The following is an 18631-nucleotide window of genomic DNA, read 5'->3' as shown; positions in this document are numbered from 1 at the left end:
GCTCGACATCCGGCTGCGGCACAGCCAGCAAGGCGGGCTGGCGCTGAACGCCGCGGGCGAAGCGTTCGGCATGGCCGTGCTCGGCCCGCGCCGCGTGCTGACAATTCCTGCCGCCACGATCGAGCGGGTCGCAGCCCAGCTCGAGAAGAGCGGCCGCATCGCGCGCGGATATCTCGGCGTCGGGCTGCAGCCGGTCCGTCTCGACGACGGCATCGGCGCGATGGTGATGAACATCGACAAGGCCGGCCCATCGGCCGCCGCCGGCATCCGCCAGGGCGACGTGATCGTTGCGGTCAACGGCGAGAAACTGTCGGGTGTGCGGGCGCTGTCGCGCGGCCTCGGACCGCAGAGCGTCGGCAGCGTCGTCGACCTCACGGTCCATCGCGGCGGCGAGCCGTTGAGCTTCAAGGTGACAGTCGGCGAGAGGCCTGAAACGTGAGTGATGAGCCTGCCCCCGACATCGTCATCGCACTCGAGATCGACGATCCCGTGCTCGCCGACCGGCTGGCGACGTTGCTTGGCAGCGTCGCCGGCCTGCGGCTTGCCGCGCCGGGCGAGCAGGCGGCGGCTGCGATCGTCGCACGCAACCGGGAGGCCGCAGCTGCCGGCGACTTCGAGCTGACGCCGCGCGAGCTCGACGTGCTGGCGCTGCTCGCCGAGGGCGCATCCAACAAGATGATCGCACAGCGGCTCGGAATTTCCGTCCACACCGCCAAGTTTCATGTCGGCTCCCTGCTCGACAAGCTCGACGCCACCGGCCGCACCGACGCCGTCGCACATGCGGCGCGACGCGGGGTGATCAATTTGTGAGGGGTGGGCTGCCGGCCGTCGAGGTTTCTCCTCGCGTCGTCCCTGCGAAAGCAGTGACCCATAACCACCGCCTTGTGTAACGGAACTCGCTGGGGCCACAGCGTTGCGCAACAACCGCACCCTGTGGTTGGGTCCCGGGTCGCGCGGAGCCTGTCATCGGGCGGCGCTTCGCGCCGACCCGTTGGCTTGCCCGGGACGACAGTGAGTGTTTTGCCATCTGTGAGTCACAGCTCGCATTTTCGCGGCATGATCTGCCTGGGCTTTGCGAGAATTCCGCCATACGAACCGGTGTTAGACCAAATGCGTAAGTAATCGTCCGGATACAGACGCCGCTTCGATCTGGCTATGCAATCGTCAGCCACCAAAAAGAAACGGCATGAAGAAGCTGATCGATCGTCATCGGAATATTCAATACACGCTCACCAACACCGAACCCGACCTCTGGAGCTGGTCATTCGAAATTAACGGAAACGTCAAGCGCGGTACCACACGCGCCCGGCTCGGCCTGCTGGCGCAGCGGCGGGTCTGTACGCTGATCGATCGCGAGTTGAAGAGTGCCGAGCGGACGAAGCCGCAAGATCCTGACTAGGGTTTCGTCGCCGCCTTCATTCAAGCCGGAGCGATGACCGACGCGGCGACGTCGAGCCGTGGCCCGGCATAGCGCTTGTCCTCCGGCCCGCCCTCGCCGTGGCCGACGCACCAATTGGCAGGCCATGACAATCGCTCGAGCCCGGTCGCCGATATCGCCGTGAACGAAGTCCAGCGCGTCTCACCGCTGCGTCGCCACAGCACGCCGCCCGGTCCCATGTCCGGATAGAGCGCGACGTCGAGGTCGAAATCGCTGCCGGCGCCGAGATCGGGACCGACCCAGTAATGCGGGCTGCGCCCGCGCTCACGCCCGAGGATCAAGGTGAGCGTCTGGTTCGGCCCGCGCAGTCCGAGCCAGAGCGGTGCGATCACGTCAGGCGCTGGCGTGCAGAGCAGGGTTTGCGGCGCGGCGGTTCCCGCAGCCGTCCGGCCCGACAATTTCAGGGCGACGACCGTCCCGGATGCCGGCGTCCCCGACAATGGCGCAAGGCTGATCCCACGCGGCAATGGCGTCCACGCGGTGAGGTCGAGGGCCGGCAACGGCCATGCCAGTTGCTCGCGCACGACGCCTTCGGTATCGAGCACCTGATAGCGAAGACCGTGCTGATCGAGCGCTGCCTGCACGCAATGCAGATACTCGACGCCGTCGGGCATCCGATGCGCGGTGCCCGCGCCCGCGGTGCAGATCTGCAGCACGCCGCGATGGACCTGAACGTCGAAGGCGAGGATGTGGCTGCACAGATAGGCGGTGACATCGGCACGGACCAGGATATCCCAGAACCGCGCGCTGTATTCATGGCCGATCTCGCGCTGATAGATGCCGCTGAAGCCGTTGATGGGGTAGACGGGATGATGGCCGAGCACGAGCTTGTGCCTGGCGTCCTTGTGCTGTTCGAGGACCGCTTGCAGCCAGTCGGTCTCGACATGCCCCTCGCCGCCGAGGCCGGTCCACAGCGTGTGCACGAACACCATCACGAGATTGTCGCGGCGAACCCAGTAGGACAGGCCTTGCTGGCCGGGCGGCCCGTTGTGCGGCAGCTTCAGCACCTCGCGAAACACCGCCTCGCTCATCTCGTCATAGGTGGTGTGGTTGCCGGTCGTGTGCCACAGCGGCACCGCGCGCCGGTCGAGCCAGGCCATCTCGACCTCGAACCAATGCCGCCACTGGGCGCGCAGCGCGTCCGCGTCGGTGGTGAGGCCGATGATCTCGTCGCCGGGGAAGAGGATGAATTCGGGCGCAGGATGCAGCCGGCGCACCACATTGTTCACCGAGGCGAAGGTGCGCTCATGCAGCGCGTCGGGCACGCCCGAACAGGCGTCGGCATAGATCACGAACTGATGGCCAGGGTTCGCCGGCAGCAGGGACGGGATTCGATCATCCATGGCCGGATCGTATCGTGCGGGGGCGCGTCATGCGATGACCATGCCACAATCGCGTGCAAACCACACCAAGACGTGACTTTCGGAAACGCTGGTCTGCCGGCACGTGCTAGGCGGCGGCATGCCAAGCTGCTAGCCTTTTGCGCTTCAGATTGCCTTACTCGAGGATCGGAGCAAATGGACAACCGTAGTGATGTTTGGCGCGGCGTCGACGCGATCAAGCCGCGTTTCATCGAATTGAGCGACCGGGTCTGGGCAATGCCCGAGGTCTGCTACACCGAGGCGCGCTCATCCGCCGAACATCTGGCCGAGCTGCGCCACCAGGGTTTCCGCATCACCGAGAACCTCGCCGATATTCCGACCGCGGTGATGGGCGAATGGGGCGAAGGCGGACCCGTAATCGCCTTCCTCGGCGAATATGACGCCCTGCCCGGCCTCAGCCAGGAGGCCGGCATCGCCGAACATCGTCCGGTCGAGAGCGGCGGCCATGGCCATGGCTGCGGTCACAATCTGCTCGGCTCCTCTGCGCTGCTCGCCGCCACCGCAGTGAAGGACTGGCTCGCCGCCAACAAGGTGCCGGGCCGGGTGCGCTATTACGGCTGTCCCGCCGAGGAAGGCGGCGCGGCAAAGGCGTTCATGGTGCGCTGTGGCGCCTTCGAGGATGCCGACATCGCCATCACCTGGCATCCCCACAGTTTCTGGGAGGTGGCGGTGACCCCGTCGCTCGCCAACACCCGCGCTGATTTCGTCTTCAGCGGGCGGACCTCGCATGCCGCGGCCTCGCCGCATCTCGGCCGCAGCGCACTCGACGCGGTGGAATTGATGAATGTCGGCGTCAACTACATGCGCGAGCACATGCCGAGCGATGCGCGCGTGCATTACGCACTGCTCGACACCGGCGGCATCGCGCCCAACGTGGTGCAGGCCCATGCCCGCGTGCGCTATTCGATCCGCGCCCGCGATCTGCCCGGCATGAACGAGCTGGTCGAGCGGGTGCACAAGATCGCGCAGGGCGCGGCGCTGATGACCGAGACCAAGGTCGAGATGAAGATCATCTCCGCGGTGTCCAACATCCTGCCCAACACCCCGCTGGAGCAGACGCTGCACCGGATCATGGAAGATCTCGGCCCGCCGCATTTCGACGATGCCGACAAGGACTTTGCCGGCAAGATCCGCGCGACCCTGACCGACAAGGACATCGCCTCGGTCTATTACGCGATCGGCATGGAACCGACCGACCGCCCGCTGGCCGATTTCCTGGTGCCGATCGACGCCAAGCGCAACCCGCTGATCGGCTCGACCGATGTCGGCGACGTCAGCTGGGTGGTACCGACCGTGCAGGTCCATGCACCGACGGTTGCGATCGGCACGCCCTTCCACACATGGCAGGTGGTGGCGCAGGGCAAGACGCCGGCCGCGCACAAGGCAATGGTGCAGGCCGCCAAGGCGATGGCTGGACTGGGCGTCAAGGCGCTGATCGAGCCGGAGCTGATTGCCGCCGCCAAGGCCGACCTCAAGAACCGCACCACCCGGACGCCCTATGTCAGTCCGCTGCCGGCGAATGTTGCACCGCCGTTGGACATGTCGATCGCCTGAGGGCCGAAGCCGCCACCTTGAAACGAAGTCCGGCCAGGGACCCGCTCCGATCAATCGGAGCGGGGCCCTGGTTTCTTGTTTTGGCGCGGTTTCTTTGCGCGAGCCGACAGCCGGTTCACGCGAAAACGCGGTGCCGTGACATAAAAGCATCTCAGAACAAAGGATAACGAACAAATTTTCCGCACTGCGAGGTACTGTAAGCGTAGCTTTCGCGCCGAAATGCCGAACCGATGTGCGTCCCGACGCGGTTCTGCACAAGCGATAGCCAAAAGACCTAGGCCCTGTGGCGTTGGAGACGTTGACCTTCGCGGTCATTCGGTGTGCCATCTGCCGCCAGAACGGCGGCCGGTTCCAAGGCCCGCCGCAATCACACGTGAGCCGGACCGAGGGGACTATGTTCGACAAGAATCTGAGAGGCATGATCGACGACGTGAAGGACGGCCGGATGGACCGCCGCGCCTTCGTCAAGCGAATGATTGCCGTCGGCCTCACCGCGCCGATGGCGAACCAGATTCTGGCAATCGGCGGCGTCGCGATGGCGCAGAGCCCGAACCCCTACAAGCCGACCAAGCGCGGCGGCGGCGGTCCGCTGAAGCTGCTGTGGTGGCAGGGCCCGACCCTGCTCAATCCGCACTTCGCCACCGGCACCAAGGACCAGGACGGCTCGCGCATCTTCTACGAGCCGCTGGCAAGCTGGGACGTCGACGGTCATCTCAACCCGATCCTCGCCGCCGAGATCCCGTCGATCCAGAATGGCGGACTTTCCGCCGACGCCAAGACCGTAACCTGGAAACTCAAACCGGGCGTCAAATGGCACGACGGCAAGCCGTTAACGGCCGACGATCTCGTGTTCAACTGGGAATATGCCAGCGACCCCGCGACCGCGGCCGTCTCGATTGAGACCTACAGCGGCCTGACCGTCGAAAAGATCGACGATCTCACGATCCGCATCACTTTCAAGAAGCCGACGCCGTTCTGGGCCAATGCCTTTGTCGGGGCCTATGGCTGCATCATCCCGAAGCATCTGTTCGCGGATTACAAGGGGGGCAAGTCCCGCGAGGCGCCCAACAATCTGAAACCCGTCGGCACCGGCCCGTACAAGTTCGTCGAGTTCAAGCCGGGCGATCTGATCCGCGGCGAGATCAACCCCGACTACCATATGGCCAACCGTCCATCCTTCGACACGATCGAGATGAAGGGGGGCGGCGATGCCGTCTCGGCGGCACGCGCGGTGATCCAGACCGGCGAATATGATTTCGCCTGGAACATCCAGGTCGAAGACGAAGTGCTGCTGCGGCTCGAAAAGGGCGGCAAGGGCAAGGCCTTGTTCGCGGTCGGCGGCGATATCGAGTTCATTGCGATCAACTTCACCGACCCCAACACCGAGGTCGATGGCGAACGCTCGTCGATCAAGACCAAGCATCCGATCCTGTCCGATCCGAAGGTACGCCAGGCGCTGGCGCTGCTGGTCGACCGCGACTCCGTCAAGAAGGCGATCTACGGCCGTGCCGGCCGCACCACCGCCAACTATCTCAACGGCCCCGAGGAGTTCGTCTCCAAGAACACCAAGTGGGAGTTCTCGGTCGAGAAGGCGAGCGCGCTGCTCGAGCAGGCGGGCTGGAAGCTGGGCTCCGACGGCATCCGCGAGAAGGACGGCAAGAAGCTCAAGCTGTTGTATCAGACATCGATCAACGGGCCGCGGCAGAAGACCCAGGCGATCGTCAAGCAGGCCTGCCAGAAGGCCGGGATCGACGTCGAACTGAAATCGGTGGTGGCCTCGGTGTTCTTCTCCTCGGACGTCGCCAACCCCGACACCTACGCCCACTTCTACGCCGACATCGAGATGTTCCAGATCCCGATGACCCAGCCCGATCCTGCTTTGCACATGCGCCGCTACCACTCGCGCAACATCGCCACCAAGGAGAACAAGTGGCAGGGGCCGAACTTCCCGCGCTGGGCCAACAAGGAATTCGATGCCGCGATCGACGCGGCCGATACCGAAACCGATCCGATCAAGCGGGCCGACCTCTACATCAAGGGCAATGACCTGATGTGGCAGGACAATGTGATGATCCCCGTGATGCATCGGCTCGCGGTGGAGGCCTCCTCCAACACGCTGCGGCCGGCGCTCTCGGGCTGGGCCAACCAAACCGACAATCTGCAAGACTGGTATCGTGAAAGCTGAGCCGTGAGGGGCTCTATCCGCGAGCGCGCTGAAAGTTGAGTTCGCGGAGAGTCCCTCACCCGGACTTCAAGTGGAGCCTGTCATCGGGTGGCGCTTCATGCCGACCCGTTGGCTTGAATTCCGACCTCTCTCCGCACGCCGGGCGCGGTGAGGTTCGGCTTTTCGGCGGGAAGCGAAATCAATCGTGCTCAAGGTGCAAGCGTAAGTCAGATGATCCGTTCATGAGTCAGTATATCTTGCGTCGTCTGATGATCGCGATTCCGAGCCTGCTCGGAATCTCGCTCGTCCTGTTCTTCGTGCTGGCGCTCGCGCCGGGCGATCCGTTCAGCGAGCTCGCGACCAATCCGAACGTGCCGCCCGAGGTGCAGGCCGCACTGCGCGCCAAGTTCGGCCTCGATGACCCGATCTATCTCCGCTACCTGCACTGGCTCGCAGCGATGGCGCAGGGTGACTGGGGCTTCTCGTTCGTCAGCAGGGTCGATGTCGACACGCTGATCCTGCAGCGGCTGCCGACCACACTCTACGTGGTCGGCTCGTCGCAGCTGCTGGCGCTCCTGATCGCGATCCCGGTGGGCGTCTATGCCGCCACCCGGCCCTATTCGCTGTTCGACCAGCTCGCCAACACCTTCGCCTTCATCGGCTTCTCGCTGCCGACCTTCTTCACCGGCATCCTGTTCATCCTGATCTTCTCGGTGAAGCTGGACTGGCTGCCCTTCGTCTACTCCAGCGTGCCGGGAAGCGGCATCCCCTGGCTGCTGGAGATGATCCGGCAGGCCATCATGCCGGTGATGGTGCTCGGCCTGTTCCAGGCGGCCTCGATGACCCGTTTCGTGCGCTCGGCAATGCTCGACGTGATCCGGCTCGACTACGTCACCACCGCGCGTGCCAAGGGGCTCGGGCAGGCCAAGGTGATCGTCAAGCACGTGATGCGCAATGCGATGATCCCGGTCGTCACGCTCATTGCGCTGCAAATGCCCGCCGTGTTCGGCGGCGCCATCGTCACCGAGCAGATTTTCCGGATTCCCGGTATCGGGTCGCTCCTGATCTCCTCCATCCTCGCCAATGATACGCCGGTCGTGATGGCCGTGACCTTCGTCTTCGCGTGTCTCGTGGTGCTGTTCAACCTGATCGCAGATGTCCTCTATGGCTGGCTTGACCCTCGCATCTCCTTCCGCTGAACGGCGCGATTATTCGCCCTGGCGCGAAACCTGGCGCCGCTACCGCCGGCACAGGCCGGCGGTGATCAGCGCCGTGCTGCTGCTGCTGCTGATCGCGGCCGTCGTGATCGGTCCATTCATCTGGCGCGTCTCCATCAGCGACATCGACGTGGTGGCGGGCCTGCAAGGCCCGTCGCTGGCGCATCCGTTCGGCACCGACGATCTCGGCCAGGACCTGCTCGCCCGTATGATCTATGGCGGCCGCATCTCGCTTGCGGTCGGCCTCGCCGCGATGCTGGTCTCGGTGTTCGTCGGCACGCTGATCGGCGCACTCGCCGGCATGTCGCGCGGCGCGCTCGGCTATGCGCTGATGTGGCTCACCGACCTGTTCCTGTCGCTGCCCCAACTGCCGCTGCTGTTGATGCTGATCTATCTGTTCCGCGACGGGCTGAAGGCCGTGTTCGGCCCGGAGGGCGGCATCTTCATCCTGATCGTGCTTGTGATCGGCGGCTTGCGCTGGATGCCGGTCGCCCGCCTGGTGCGCGCCCAGTTCCTGTCGCTGCGCGAGAAGGAATTCGTCGAGGCGGCGCGTGCGCTCGGCGCGAGCCCGGTGCGCCAGGTCGTGCGCCACATCCTGCCCAATGCACTTGGTCCCGTGATCATCGCCGGCACGATCGACGTCGCCGCCGCGATCATCGCCGAATCGACGCTCTCGTTCCTCGGCCTCGGCTTCCCGCCGGATACGCCGACCTGGGGCCGCATCCTCTATGACGCCAAGGACTTTCTCGACATCGGGCCGCATTGGGCGCTGTTTCCCGGCGGCGCGATCTTCATCGCGGTGGTCGCCATCAACTTCATCGGCGACGGGCTGCGCGACGCGCTCGACGCCCGCAAGGTGATCTGATGGCGCTGCTCGACATCAAGGGCCTGAAAACCCATTTCAGCACCGACGCCGGCATTCTCCAGGCCGTCGACGGCGTCGACATCAGCATCAACCGGGGCGAGACGCTGTGCGTGGTCGGCGAATCCGGCTGCGGCAAGACCGTCACCGCGATGTCGATCCTGAAGCTGATCGCGATGCCGCCGGGCAGGATCGTCGAAGGCGAGATCATGTTCGAGGGCCGCGATCTCGTGCCGTTGACCAGCCGCGAGCTCGACGATATCAGGGCCAAGGAGATCGGCTTCATCTTCCAGGAGCCGATGACCTCGCTCAACCCGGTGCTGACGATCGGCGAGCAGATCGCCGAAAGCCTGCGCCGCCACGAGCCGGTGACCAAGAAGCAGGCGCTCGAGCGCACCATCGAGATGCTGAAGCTGGTGCAGATCCCCAATGCCGCGGGTCGCGTGCATCATTACCCGCACCAGTTCTCCGGCGGCATGCGCCAGCGCGTGATGATCGCGATGGCGCTGGCCTGCCGGCCCAAGCTCGTGATCGCCGACGAGCCGACCACTGCGCTCGACGTCACCATCCAGGCGCAGATCCTCGACCTCTTGCAGGACATGAAGGAACGCTTCGGCATGGCGGTAATGCTGATCACGCACGCGATGGGCGTGGTCGCCGAGACCGCGCAGCGCGTCGTCGTGATGTATGCCGGCAAGGTGGTGGAAGAGGCCCCGGTCGACGAGTTGTTCGGCAATCCGCGCCATCCCTACACCCAGGGCCTGATCCGCTCGATCCCGCGCATCGATCTCGACGCCGAGCACAAGACCCGGCTGGAGGCGATCGGCGGCTCGGTGCCGATCCTGATCAATCCGCCGGTCGGATGCCGGTTTGCGCCCCGCTGCAAGCACGCCATGAGCATCTGCACCCAAAAGGAGCCGCGCCTGCGCGAGATCGCACCCGGCCATCGCATGGCCTGCCACCTCGGAGACGCGTCATGAGCGAGCCGCTGCTGCGCGTTTCCAATCTGAAGAAGCACTTTCCGGTGCTGGGCGGCCTGCTCTCGCGCGAGGTCGGGCAGGTCTATGCGGTCGACGGCGTGTCGTTCTCGGTCGACCGCGGCGAGACGCTGGGACTGGTCGGCGAATCCGGCTGCGGCAAGTCGACCACCGGCCGCTGCGTGCTGCGCCTGATCGAGCCGACCTCGGGCGAAGTCGTGTTCGACGGCCAGAGCGTCACGGGTCTCGGTGGCGGTGACCTGCGTGCCATGCGGCGCAACATGCAGCTGGTGTTCCAAGACCCGTTCGCCTCGCTCAATCCGCGCATGACGGTCGGCGCGATCCTCGCCGAGCCCTTCATCATCCACAACCTCGTGAGCTCAGCCGGCGAGCGCGAGGACCGCGTCGCCAATCTCCTGGTCAAGGTCGGGCTGAAAGCCGAGCACATGCGGCGCTACCCGCATGAATTCTCCGGCGGCCAGCGCCAGCGCATCGCGATCGCCCGCGCGCTGACGCTGGAGCCGAAGCTGATCGTGTGCGACGAGCCGGTCTCGGCGCTCGACGTCTCGATCCAGGCCCAGGTCATCAACCTGCTGGAGGATCTGCAGGCCGAGCTGAACCTGACCTATCTGTTCGTCGCCCACGACCTGTCGGTCGTGGAGCACATCTCCGATCGCGTCGCCGTGATGTATCTCGGCCGCATCGTCGAGCTCGCCAAGGCCAGCGACCTCTATCGCAATCCGCAGCACCCCTACACCAAGGCGCTGCTCTCGGCGGTGCCGGTGGCCGATCCCAAGGCCAAGCGCGACCGCATCCGCCTGAAGGGCGACGTGCCGAGCCCGATGAATCCGCCGCAGGGCTGCCACTTCCACACGAGATGTCCGATCGCCGAGGAGCGCTGCCGGCAAACCGCGCCGGAGCTGCGGGAAGGCAGCAACGGGCACTCGGTGGCGTGTCATCTGGCGTAGGATGGATCGCGTCGCACGATAGGGCGGAGCATTGTATCGACCTACGGCGCGCTCTGCTCCCTCGCCGTCACCCCCGCGCAACGGCTTCGCCGTTGTCGCTGGAGGTGGTCGCTTCTTCAGCGGCCCTCGAAGGGTCGACGGCCCGGCTTGGGGGCCGTGCATCCTTCGAGGCTCGCTCCGCTCGCACCTCAGGATGACGGGACAAAGCGCCTTGCTCGATAAAGCTTCGGCTAGCGCCGGCGCCTCTTCACAATCTTCATCTTGGCATTTGCTTTAGCTGTCGGCTTGCGCCGCACAATCGGCGCGTCCTCCACCGTCCCCGCCTCGCTCTCACTCACCTCCGCCCGCAACGTCGCAAGCAGCCAGTCACGGAACGCGCGCATACCGGGCGTCACTTCCCGCGAATTCAGCCAGGTCAGCCAATAGGATCCCGCCGGGACCTCGGCCGCGAATGGCCGGACCAGCCGGCTTGACGTCAGCTCGTTGTTGAACATCGCAATCGGCACCAGCCCGACGCCGACACCGCGCGCGGCGGCCTCGGCCATCGCGACCGAACTGTCGAAGATCGGCCCCTGGATCTTAGGACACGGCGCGCCGGCTACCGCAAACCACAGCGGCCATTCCTCGGCGCGGTAGGAGCGCAGTAAGAATTCCTGCGCGAGATCGGACGGCTTGCGCAGCCGGGCCGCCACATCGGGACAGCACACCGGCGAGAGCGGCGCGGACAACAGATGGATCGCCTCGGTGCCGTGCCACGAGCCGTCGCCGAAGCGCAGCGCCAGATCGAGTCCGTCGCCCGCGATGTCGACACGGTTGTTGTTGGTGAGCAGACGCAGGTCGATATAGGGATGCGCGCGCTTGAAACGGTCGACCCGTTGCAGCAGCCATCCGGTTGCAAAGGTCGTGACGCAGCCGACGGTGACGACCTCGCGCGTGCCCTTGGCCTCAATGCGGTCGATCGCGGCCCCGATCCGGTCGAGCGCATCTGACAGCACCGGTAGCAGCGCCAGCCCCTCGTCGGTGAGCACGAGCCCGCGCGGCAGACGGCGGAACAGGCTCGCACCGAGCGTATCCTCGAGCTGCTTCACCTGATGGCTGATCGCGGTCTGCGTCACGCGCAGTTCCATCCCCGCGCGCGTGAAGCTCAACAGCCGCGCGGAAGCCTCGAAGGCGCGTAGTGCGTTCAGCGGAAGATGCCGGCGCACGGCGTCATGACCAAGTTTTTCTCATGCCTCACTGTATAAATGATAGTTTGTGCGCCGTCACGCCGCCCGGCAGGTTCGCGCCGCCAACGGAGACGAGACATGCTGACGAGACGGACTTTCGGATTGCGCGCACTGGGCCTTGCGGCTTCCTGCACCCTGCCGCGGCCAAGCGCCGCGGCAGGACCAAGCGCCGCGGCAGGACCGAGCGCCGCGGCGGGACAGAGCGCTGCGGCGGGAGCAAGCGAGGCCGCGCAACGCCTGCAGCAGGAGTTTGCGCGCATCGAGTTGGCGACCACCGGCCGGCTCGGCGTCGCCGCGCTCGACACGGAGACGGGATTGCGCGCCAGCCGGCGCGGCGACGAACGGTTCCCGATGTGCAGCACATTCAAGGCGATGGCCTCGGCCGCCGTGCTGCACCGGGTCGACCGCGGTGAATCCAGCCTCGACCAGCGCGTGCAGGTTGAGGCCAAGGATATCTTGGCCTACGCGCCCGTGGCCAAGCAACATGTCGGATCGAGCATGACGCTGTCCGAGCTCTGCGAGGCCGCCATCACGCTGAGCGACAATACAGCCGCTAACCTGCTGCTGCGCGAGATCGGCGGGCCTGCCGGCTTCACCGGCTTCTTCCGCACCATTGGCGACAATGTCAGCCGGCTCGACCGCTGGGAGGTCGAGCTGAACGAGGCCGTGCCCGGCGATCCGCGCGACACGACGAGCCCTGTGGCGATGCTGAAGAATCTGCAACGCGTGGTGCTCGGCGATGTCTTGCAGCCCATGTCGCGCCAGAAGCTGACCGACTGGATGGTCGCCAACAAGACCGGCGACGCAAGACTGCGCGCCGGCGTGCCGCGCGACTGGCGGGTCGGCGACAAGACCGGCAGCGGCGAGCGTGGCACCTATAACGATATCGGCGTGTTCTGGCCGCCCGGCCGCAAGCCGATCGTGGTGACGGTCTACCTGACCGGGGCAAGCGCACCCATGGAGAAATGCAACGAGGTGATCGCCAATGTCGCGCGCGCCGTTGCCAATGCGAGCACCGGGCAGACCGGCTAGCCGCGGCGACAACGCCGCGCGGCACAAGATCGCCGCGCGGCGTGACCGCATGACTTGGCAGCACCAAAGGATCATGCGACGCTCGATCCGAATGGCGATGCGTTCGGCAGGCCATCCGGAGGAGCACGTCTTGGTTCGCCGCATCGCCCTCGCCGCGCTGTTTGTTGCAGGCCACATCCACGGCAGCTTTGCTGCGGCCGACCCGGCACGGTGCCGCGAGCTGATCCGCAAATACGAGACCGACAAGGTCCAGCTCAGTGCGGTCGAGATCTCCCTGACTTTGTTCGCGGCCGCCAACGCCGATTGCATCAACCTCGCCACCGATCTGCTCGATCACGGCGCCTCGGTCGATGCGCGGGACCGGCTCGGCGCCAGGCCGCTGAGCCACGCGGCCCGCTCCGGCCATCTCGACATGGTCGACCTGCTGCTGGCGCGCGGTGCGCCGGTCGATGCCCGCAACCTCGCGGGATCGACCGCGCTGTATTTTGCCGCCGAGCGCGGCCATGTCGCGATCGTGCAGCGCCTGATCGACCGCGGCGCCGACGTCAATCTCGCCGGACGCAGCGGCGGCTCGCCGGTTGCGGCCGCCGCCTATGCCGGCCGGGACATGGTGGTGCGCATGCTGCTGGCGCACGGCGCCGACGGCCGCAAGGCCGACGATACCGGCAAGCCGCCGGTCGTGTATGCCGCGGCCGGCGGTCAGCTCGGCATCGTCAAGCAGCTGCTGGCGCGCGATATCGACATCAACGCGCGCTACGCCAACGATCTGACGCTCTTGATGTGGGCCGCCGGCCCGGATGAGACCGTGCCGGAAGCTCAGGCGCTCGAGGTCGTCTCGTATCTGCTCGACGCCGGCGCCAAGGTCGACGAGCGCGATGCACGCGGCCGCACCGCGCTGATGATCGCCGCCGAAGGCAATCATCCGGCGATCGCGAAAGCTCTACTGGCCCACGGCGCCGACGCTGCGCTGGCGGACAAGGCCGGCAAGCACGCCGCCGATCTCACCATCCTGTCGGCCCTGCGCGAGGAGCTGACGCCGCGCTAGCAATCGCCAAGACAGCGCGCCCCCTCCCCCGCAAGCGGCAAGGCTATCGCATATGGCTCTAGCACCGGTGTTTTCCGCGCCGTCATGGCCGGGCTTGTCCCGGCCATCCACGTCTTTCTGTCGCGGAAACCAAGACGTGGATGCCCGGCACAAGGCCGGGCATGACGAGTTTGTAGAGCTATCGAGCCCATATGCGATTGCCCTGCCCGCAAGCGGGAGAGGTGAACTTGCCCGCGCCGCTCACAGCCCCGCCAGATACTCCACCAGCGCGGCAAGGTCATCGGGCGAGGTCGCCAGCATCAGGTCCGACATGCCGGGATTGTTGCCGCGCGCACGGGTGCGGAAATCGGCGATGGTCTTGGCAAGATAATCCCGCCCCATCCCGGCAAGCCGCGGCACCGTACCGTCGCCCTGGAAGCGATCGAGATGGCAGGCCGGGCAGCCGACCGATGCGCTGGCTGCGACCGCCTTCGCCGCGACATCCTTTGGCGCGTGCGGCTGGCCGAGATCGGGCCACGGCTTCTGCGAGAAGTATTCCGCGATCGCCAGCATGTCGTCGCGCTCGAACTGTGTCGCGATCGGCTGCATGATCTCGCTCTTGCGATCGCCGCGCTTGAAGTCGCGCAGCTGGATATAGAGATAGCCGGCCTGCTGGCCCCAGATCGTCGGAATGGTCTTGTCGACCGGCTTGCCATTCTCGCCGTGGCAACCGGTGCAGACCTGTACCTTGTCCTCGATCGTCTCCGCGCGCACCTCGGCCGCAAACAGCAGCAGGGCGGCGCCGCCTATCATCAATTTACCGAACATTGGCTCATCCGAACAAACAGAGGCGGGACCGAACCGGTCCCGCCTCGCCGTCAATGCTTGCACGCGTGATGATGCATCCCGCTTCGGCTCAGTCGAGCGTGAAGGCGATGATGTTGTTGCCACGCTTGTAGTCGAGCTGGGTGTTACCGCCTGCGCCGACCACGACATATTGCTTGCCGCCGACCATGTAGCTCGACGGCGGCGCGTTGACGCCGGCGCCGGCGCGGAAGCTCCACAGCTCCTTGCCGTTCGACGAGTTATAGGCCGCGAACTTGCCGTTGCCTTCGCCGGTGAACACCAGGCCGCCGGCGGTGGCGAGGATGCCGCCGATCATCGGCTCGGGCGTGTTGACCTGCCACTTGATCTTGCCGGTGTTGTAGTTCACCGCCGTGATGTTGCCCGACTGCTTCTCGCTCGGGATCACCTTGAAGGCGCCGCCCAGCCACAGCTTGCCGTTCGGATAGGCCGAGCTCTCGACGTGGTAGGTCATCGGCTGGTGCAGGTTGATGGCGTAGGCCAGCTCCTGTCCCGGATCGGTCGCGATCGGCGACCATTCGACGCCGCCATTGGCGCCGGGCAGCATGCGCGCGCCTTCCTTGGTCGGCAGCACCCACATGTTCTCCTGCGGCACCATCGCCTCGGAGAAGCGGATCAGGCTGCAGTCCTTGCGATCGTGCACATAGATGTGCCCGGTCTTGCCGGCATGGATGACGCCGGGAATGGACTTGCCGCCCTTGTCCTTGACGTCGACCAGCACCGTCGGGCTGACCGCGTCGAGGTCCCAGACGTCGTGGGCGATGTACTGGAAGTGGCAGACATACTTGCCGGTGTCGAGATCGAGCGAGACCAGCGAGTTGGTGTAGAGGTTGTCGCCGGGCCGGTTCGAGCCGTCGAGGTCGGGCGACGGATTGCCGACGACGAAGTAGATCCGGTTGGTCGCGAGATCGACCGAAGGGTTCTGCCACACGCCGCCGCCGAGCTTGGCGTAGGGATCGCCGATCTTGCCGAGCATGTCCTTCTCGGCCTGGATATTGCGATGCATGTCGCGGCCGGTGGCGTCCTTGGTCGCCCAGACGCCGACCGAGTTCTCCGGAATTGTATTGAAATTCCAGAGCTGCTTGCCGGTCTTGGCATCATAGGCGCGCACGAAGCCGCGGATGCCGTACTCGCCGCCATTGGTGCCGATCAGCACCTTGTCCTTCACCACGGTCGGCGCCATCGTCTCGCTGTAACCGAGCTCGGGATCGGCGATATTGGTGGTCCAGACCACCTCGCCGGTCTTGGCATTGAGCGCCAGCAGCTTGGAATCCAGCGTCGCCAGATAGACCCGGTCGCCGAGCACCTGCACGCCGCGATTGTTGGGACCGCAGCAATAGACGGTGATCGGGCCCATCTTGTGGGCGTAGTGCCAGAGCTGCTGGCCGGTCTTGGCGTCGAGCGCATAGACATGGCTGAACGACGTCGTGACATACATCACGCCGTCGACGACGATCGGCGATGTCTCGAGCGATTCCTTGACGTCGGTCTGGAAAATCCAGGCGACGTGCAGGTTCTTCACATTGTCCCGGCCGATCTGCTTGCCCGGATAAAACCGCGTCTGGGCGTAGTTGCCGTTGGTGAGCAGGAAGTCCTTCGCATTCTTGTCGGCGGCGTTGAGCTGCTCCTGGGTCACCGGCGAAACATTGGCGTTACCCAGGACCGACTGCTTCTCCTGCTTGACTTCCTGTGCGATGGCCGCGCCCGACAACAGGCCAACGCCGACCGCGGCGGCAAATGCCGCAAGCCCTTTCACATACATGTCTTCCCCCGTTGTTTCTTGGTTGCAATATCAGGGATGGTGTTTGCTACTTCCCCCTCGAGGCCTGGCCGCCGCAGCGAGCGCGTACCGTTGCATGAGTTGGTTGCGCTGCAATACATGATTGGAAAAAGATAAACGGCAGGCATCAATGGACGGGTTCCATGTTAGCGCCGTCTTTCACAAAAACAATCGATGCGCTCAATGCGAAGCCGGAACTGGATGGGTTCGCGCATCCGAAATTCGGCGATCGCGGGCGGGCAGCAATCCAAGTGATATCGGGGGTTTCCAGCGCCTTCGCGCATTGCCGGCCGAAAGTGCCTTCGCAATCGCAGCAAGCAAAATGAGACTAGGCGTCAAGCGACGCCATCAGGCGAGGAGCAGCGCCGGCGGGGGCCGTTGACCTCCGCCGCACGCGATCAACTACTCCCAGGACCAGGTCGAGAAATCATTCTCGAACTGCGGGACTTCCTTCCACACACCCTTCAGCTTCTTGCTGGCGATCGTGATCAATTGCGGCTGAAACAGGAAGCCGGCCACCGCGTCGGTCGCCAGCATGCGTTGCGCGTCGCCCAGCAGCTTGGCGCGGTCGGCCTCGGCCGGCGATGCCATGATCTGCAGGTAGAGTGCATTGAACGCCTCGGACTTGTAGGCGAGATAGTAGTCCGGTTCGGTCAGCTTCACGAGATCGAACGGCTCGACATGGGCAACGATAGTGAGGTCGTAATTGTGCGGACCGGTGAAGACCTGCGAGAGCCACTGCGCCCATTCGACATTCTCGATCTTGGCTATGATGCCGACCTTGGCGAGCTGCGCTGCAAGGATCTCGCCGCCCTGCCGCGCGTAGGACGGCGGCGGCAGCTTGAGGCTGAGCTCGAGCGGCGTCGTGACGCCGGCCTCTGCCAGCAGCTTCTTGGCCAGTTCGGGATCGTAGGGATTGATGCCGGTGGTATCGACATAGCCGAGCGAACTCGGGGTGTAGAAGCTGCCGATCGGCGTGCCGAAGCCGTCGACCGCGCCGTCGATCATCGCCTTGCGGTCGATCGCAGCCAGGATGGCGCGACGAACGCGGACGTCGTCGAGCGGCTTCTTGCGCTCGTTGATGCCGACGATGGTCTTGGTCCGGGAGCCGCCGATCAGGACGCTGAAGCGCGGATCGGCCTTGAACTGCGCCAGGCTGCGTGCCGCCGCGACCCGTGGAAACGCGTCGACATCGCCTGACAGCAGCGCCGCGACCTGCGCGGCGGGATCACCGATGAATCGGATCGTCACCTTGGCAAGCTTGATCGCGGCCGCATTGCGATACTCCGGCCATTTGACCAGCGTGATCGACGAACCCTTGGCCCAGTTGCCGAGCGTGTAGGGCCCGGTGCCGACCGGCTGCGTCGCATCGGTCGGCGCGCTCTTCGGCTCGACGATCGAGCCTGACGCCTGGCCGAGCAGGAACGGCAGGTTCGGCTCGGAATATTTCAACGCGATAACGATGGTCTCCGCGTCGGGCGCCGTCACCGATGTGAAGGCCTGGTACAGGCTCCTGTCTTTGTTGGTCGAGGTCGGCGCCGCGGCGCGTTCGTAGGTGAACTTCACGGCGGCGGAATCGAACGGCTCGCCATTGTGGAATTTGACGCCCTTCCGCAGCTTGAAAGTGTAGGTCTTGAGGTCCGGCGAGGCCTGCCAGCTCTCGGCGAGCAGCGGCGACACCGAACCGTCCTCGTTGATCTTGGTCAGCGTCTCGTAGACGTTGTAGAGCGTGACTTCGGCGATTGCCGCGGCCGCAGCGTTGGTGGGATCGAGCCCCGGCGGCTCCAGCGTCATGCCCATCACGACGCTGTCTTTCTTGCCCTGCGCGAGGCTCGGCAGCGGCGCTGCGACGAGCGCGGCAACCGCCGCAATGACGCACAATTTCCTCAACATTGGTCTGCTCCCCGGAGGTGTTCTTTGATCAACCCAGGTCATCCCGCACACAGGACTAACCGGCCTCGGCGACCACGGGCGGCAGCGCCATCACGGCTTCGGCGTGATGGCAGGCCGCCAGATGGGCGCCTCCTACGCTGCGTAGCGCAGGCGCGGTCTCGCGACAATGCCGATCGGCCAGAGGGCAGCGCGGCGCGTAAGGGCAGCCGGTCGCGGCCGTCGCCTGCGAGACGATCACCTGCGCGCCGCG

At 65.3% G+C, this 18631-nt stretch carries 17 protein-coding genes and 1 pseudogene; 12 read left to right on the top strand and 6 right to left on the bottom strand.

What is annotated here, in order from left to right:
• The 3 genes from H8A92_RS33665 to H8A92_RS33655 all read left to right on the top strand — a co-directional run.
• Positions 1-439 (top strand): S1C family serine protease (locus H8A92_RS33665; RefSeq protein ID WP_229199675.1); only part of this gene is annotated, 439 nt, incomplete at its 5' end.
• Positions 436-810 carry a response regulator transcription factor gene (locus H8A92_RS33660; protein WP_229186872.1) on the top strand — a complete coding sequence of 125 codons (375 nt, stop codon included), beginning with the start codon at positions 436-438 and terminating at the stop codon, positions 808-810. The genes H8A92_RS33665 and H8A92_RS33660, both read left to right, overlap by 4 nt.
• A 376-nt stretch (positions 811-1186) precedes the next feature.
• Positions 1187-1399, top strand: coding sequence for a hypothetical protein (locus H8A92_RS33655; protein WP_229199674.1), 213 nt, complete (start codon positions 1187-1189; stop codon positions 1397-1399).
• A 20-nt stretch (positions 1400-1419) separates the two neighbouring features.
• On the opposite strand, the gene H8A92_RS33650 is transcribed toward H8A92_RS33655, so the two are convergent.
• Positions 1420-2781 (bottom strand): metallophosphoesterase family protein, encoded by a 1362-nt coding sequence (locus tag H8A92_RS33650; protein ID WP_229199673.1) that lies wholly within the window; start codon positions 2779-2781, stop codon positions 1420-1422.
• A 174-nt stretch (positions 2782-2955) separates the two neighbouring features.
• On the opposite strand from H8A92_RS33650, the gene H8A92_RS33645 reads away from it, so the two are divergent.
• The 6 genes from H8A92_RS33645 to H8A92_RS33620 all read left to right on the top strand — a co-directional run bounded on the left by H8A92_RS33645 (position 2956) and on the right by H8A92_RS33620 (position 10562).
• Positions 2956-4374, top strand: coding sequence for a M20 family metallopeptidase (locus H8A92_RS33645; RefSeq protein ID WP_229199672.1), 1419 nt, complete (start codon positions 2956-2958; stop codon positions 4372-4374).
• Positions 4375-4768: 394 nt separating this feature from the next.
• A complete protein-coding gene (locus H8A92_RS33640; RefSeq protein WP_229199671.1) occupies positions 4769-6559 on the top strand; it encodes a peptide ABC transporter substrate-binding protein in 1791 nt (596 codons plus the stop codon).
• A 221-nt stretch (positions 6560-6780) separates the two neighbouring features.
• Positions 6781-7737: an ABC transporter permease gene (locus H8A92_RS33635; RefSeq protein ID WP_229199670.1), complete on the top strand. Its 957-nt coding sequence runs from the start codon at positions 6781-6783 to the stop codon at positions 7735-7737.
• Positions 7703-8620, top strand: coding sequence for an ABC transporter permease (locus H8A92_RS33630; RefSeq protein ID WP_229199669.1), 918 nt, complete (start codon positions 7703-7705; stop codon positions 8618-8620). Before H8A92_RS33635 ends, H8A92_RS33630 begins: the two co-directional genes overlap by 35 nt.
• Positions 8617-9597, top strand: a complete 981-nt coding sequence (locus H8A92_RS33625) for an ABC transporter ATP-binding protein (RefSeq protein WP_229199676.1) — start codon at positions 8617-8619, stop codon at positions 9595-9597. The genes H8A92_RS33630 and H8A92_RS33625 overlap by 4 nt, the downstream gene beginning before the upstream one ends.
• Positions 9594-10562: an ABC transporter ATP-binding protein gene (locus tag H8A92_RS33620; RefSeq protein ID WP_229199668.1), complete on the top strand. Its 969-nt coding sequence runs from the start codon at positions 9594-9596 to the stop codon at positions 10560-10562. Before H8A92_RS33625 ends, H8A92_RS33620 begins: the two co-directional genes overlap by 4 nt.
• A 230-nt stretch (positions 10563-10792) precedes the next feature.
• Here the strand turns inward: H8A92_RS33620 and H8A92_RS33615 are convergent, their stop codons facing one another.
• Complete coding sequence (locus H8A92_RS33615) at positions 10793-11767, bottom strand: LysR substrate-binding domain-containing protein (protein ID WP_229199667.1); 975 nt, start codon at positions 11765-11767, stop codon at positions 10793-10795.
• Between the two features lie 99 nt (positions 11768-11866).
• On the opposite strand from H8A92_RS33615, the gene bla reads away from it, so the two are divergent.
• Both bla and H8A92_RS33605 read left to right on the top strand, forming a co-directional pair.
• Entirely contained in the window at positions 11867-12820 is a 954-nt protein-coding gene (gene bla, locus H8A92_RS33610; RefSeq protein WP_229199666.1) for a class A beta-lactamase, read from the top strand.
• Between the two features lie 130 nt (positions 12821-12950).
• Positions 12951-13865: an ankyrin repeat domain-containing protein gene (locus H8A92_RS33605; RefSeq protein ID WP_229199665.1), complete on the top strand. Its 915-nt coding sequence runs from the start codon at positions 12951-12953 to the stop codon at positions 13863-13865.
• A gap of 240 nt (positions 13866-14105) precedes the next feature.
• Here the strand turns inward: H8A92_RS33605 and H8A92_RS33600 are convergent, their stop codons facing one another.
• The gene (locus H8A92_RS33600; protein ID WP_229199664.1) at positions 14106-14672 is read right to left on the bottom strand and encodes a c-type cytochrome; all 567 of its coding nucleotides are present in this window, start codon (positions 14670-14672) and stop codon (positions 14106-14108) included.
• Positions 14673-14760: 88 nt separating this feature from the next.
• Complete coding sequence (locus tag H8A92_RS33595) at positions 14761-16470, bottom strand: pyrroloquinoline quinone-dependent dehydrogenase (RefSeq protein ID WP_229199663.1); 1710 nt, start codon at positions 16468-16470, stop codon at positions 14761-14763.
• A gap of 161 nt (positions 16471-16631) precedes the next feature.
• Between H8A92_RS33595 and H8A92_RS33590 the strand changes: the two genes are divergently transcribed.
• Complete coding sequence (locus tag H8A92_RS33590) at positions 16632-16814, top strand: hypothetical protein (protein ID WP_229199662.1); 183 nt, start codon at positions 16632-16634, stop codon at positions 16812-16814.
• A 76-nt stretch (positions 16815-16890) separates the two neighbouring features.
• Here the strand turns inward: H8A92_RS33590 and H8A92_RS33585 are convergent, their stop codons facing one another.
• Both H8A92_RS33585 and H8A92_RS33580 read right to left on the bottom strand, forming a co-directional pair.
• Positions 16891-18381: an ABC transporter substrate-binding protein gene (locus tag H8A92_RS33585; RefSeq protein ID WP_229199661.1), complete on the bottom strand. Its 1491-nt coding sequence runs from the start codon at positions 18379-18381 to the stop codon at positions 16891-16893.
• Between the two features lie 55 nt (positions 18382-18436).
• Positions 18437-18631 (bottom strand): annotated as a pseudogene (locus H8A92_RS33580) (peptide ABC transporter ATP-binding protein); the annotation flags it as partial.

The organism is Bradyrhizobium acaciae, assembly GCF_020889785.1.
Lineage (GTDB): Bacteria > Pseudomonadota > Alphaproteobacteria > Rhizobiales > Xanthobacteraceae > Bradyrhizobium > Bradyrhizobium acaciae.
Note: the sequence above shows the minus strand (reverse complement) of the source record. Positions and strands in the feature narration are given on the sequence as shown.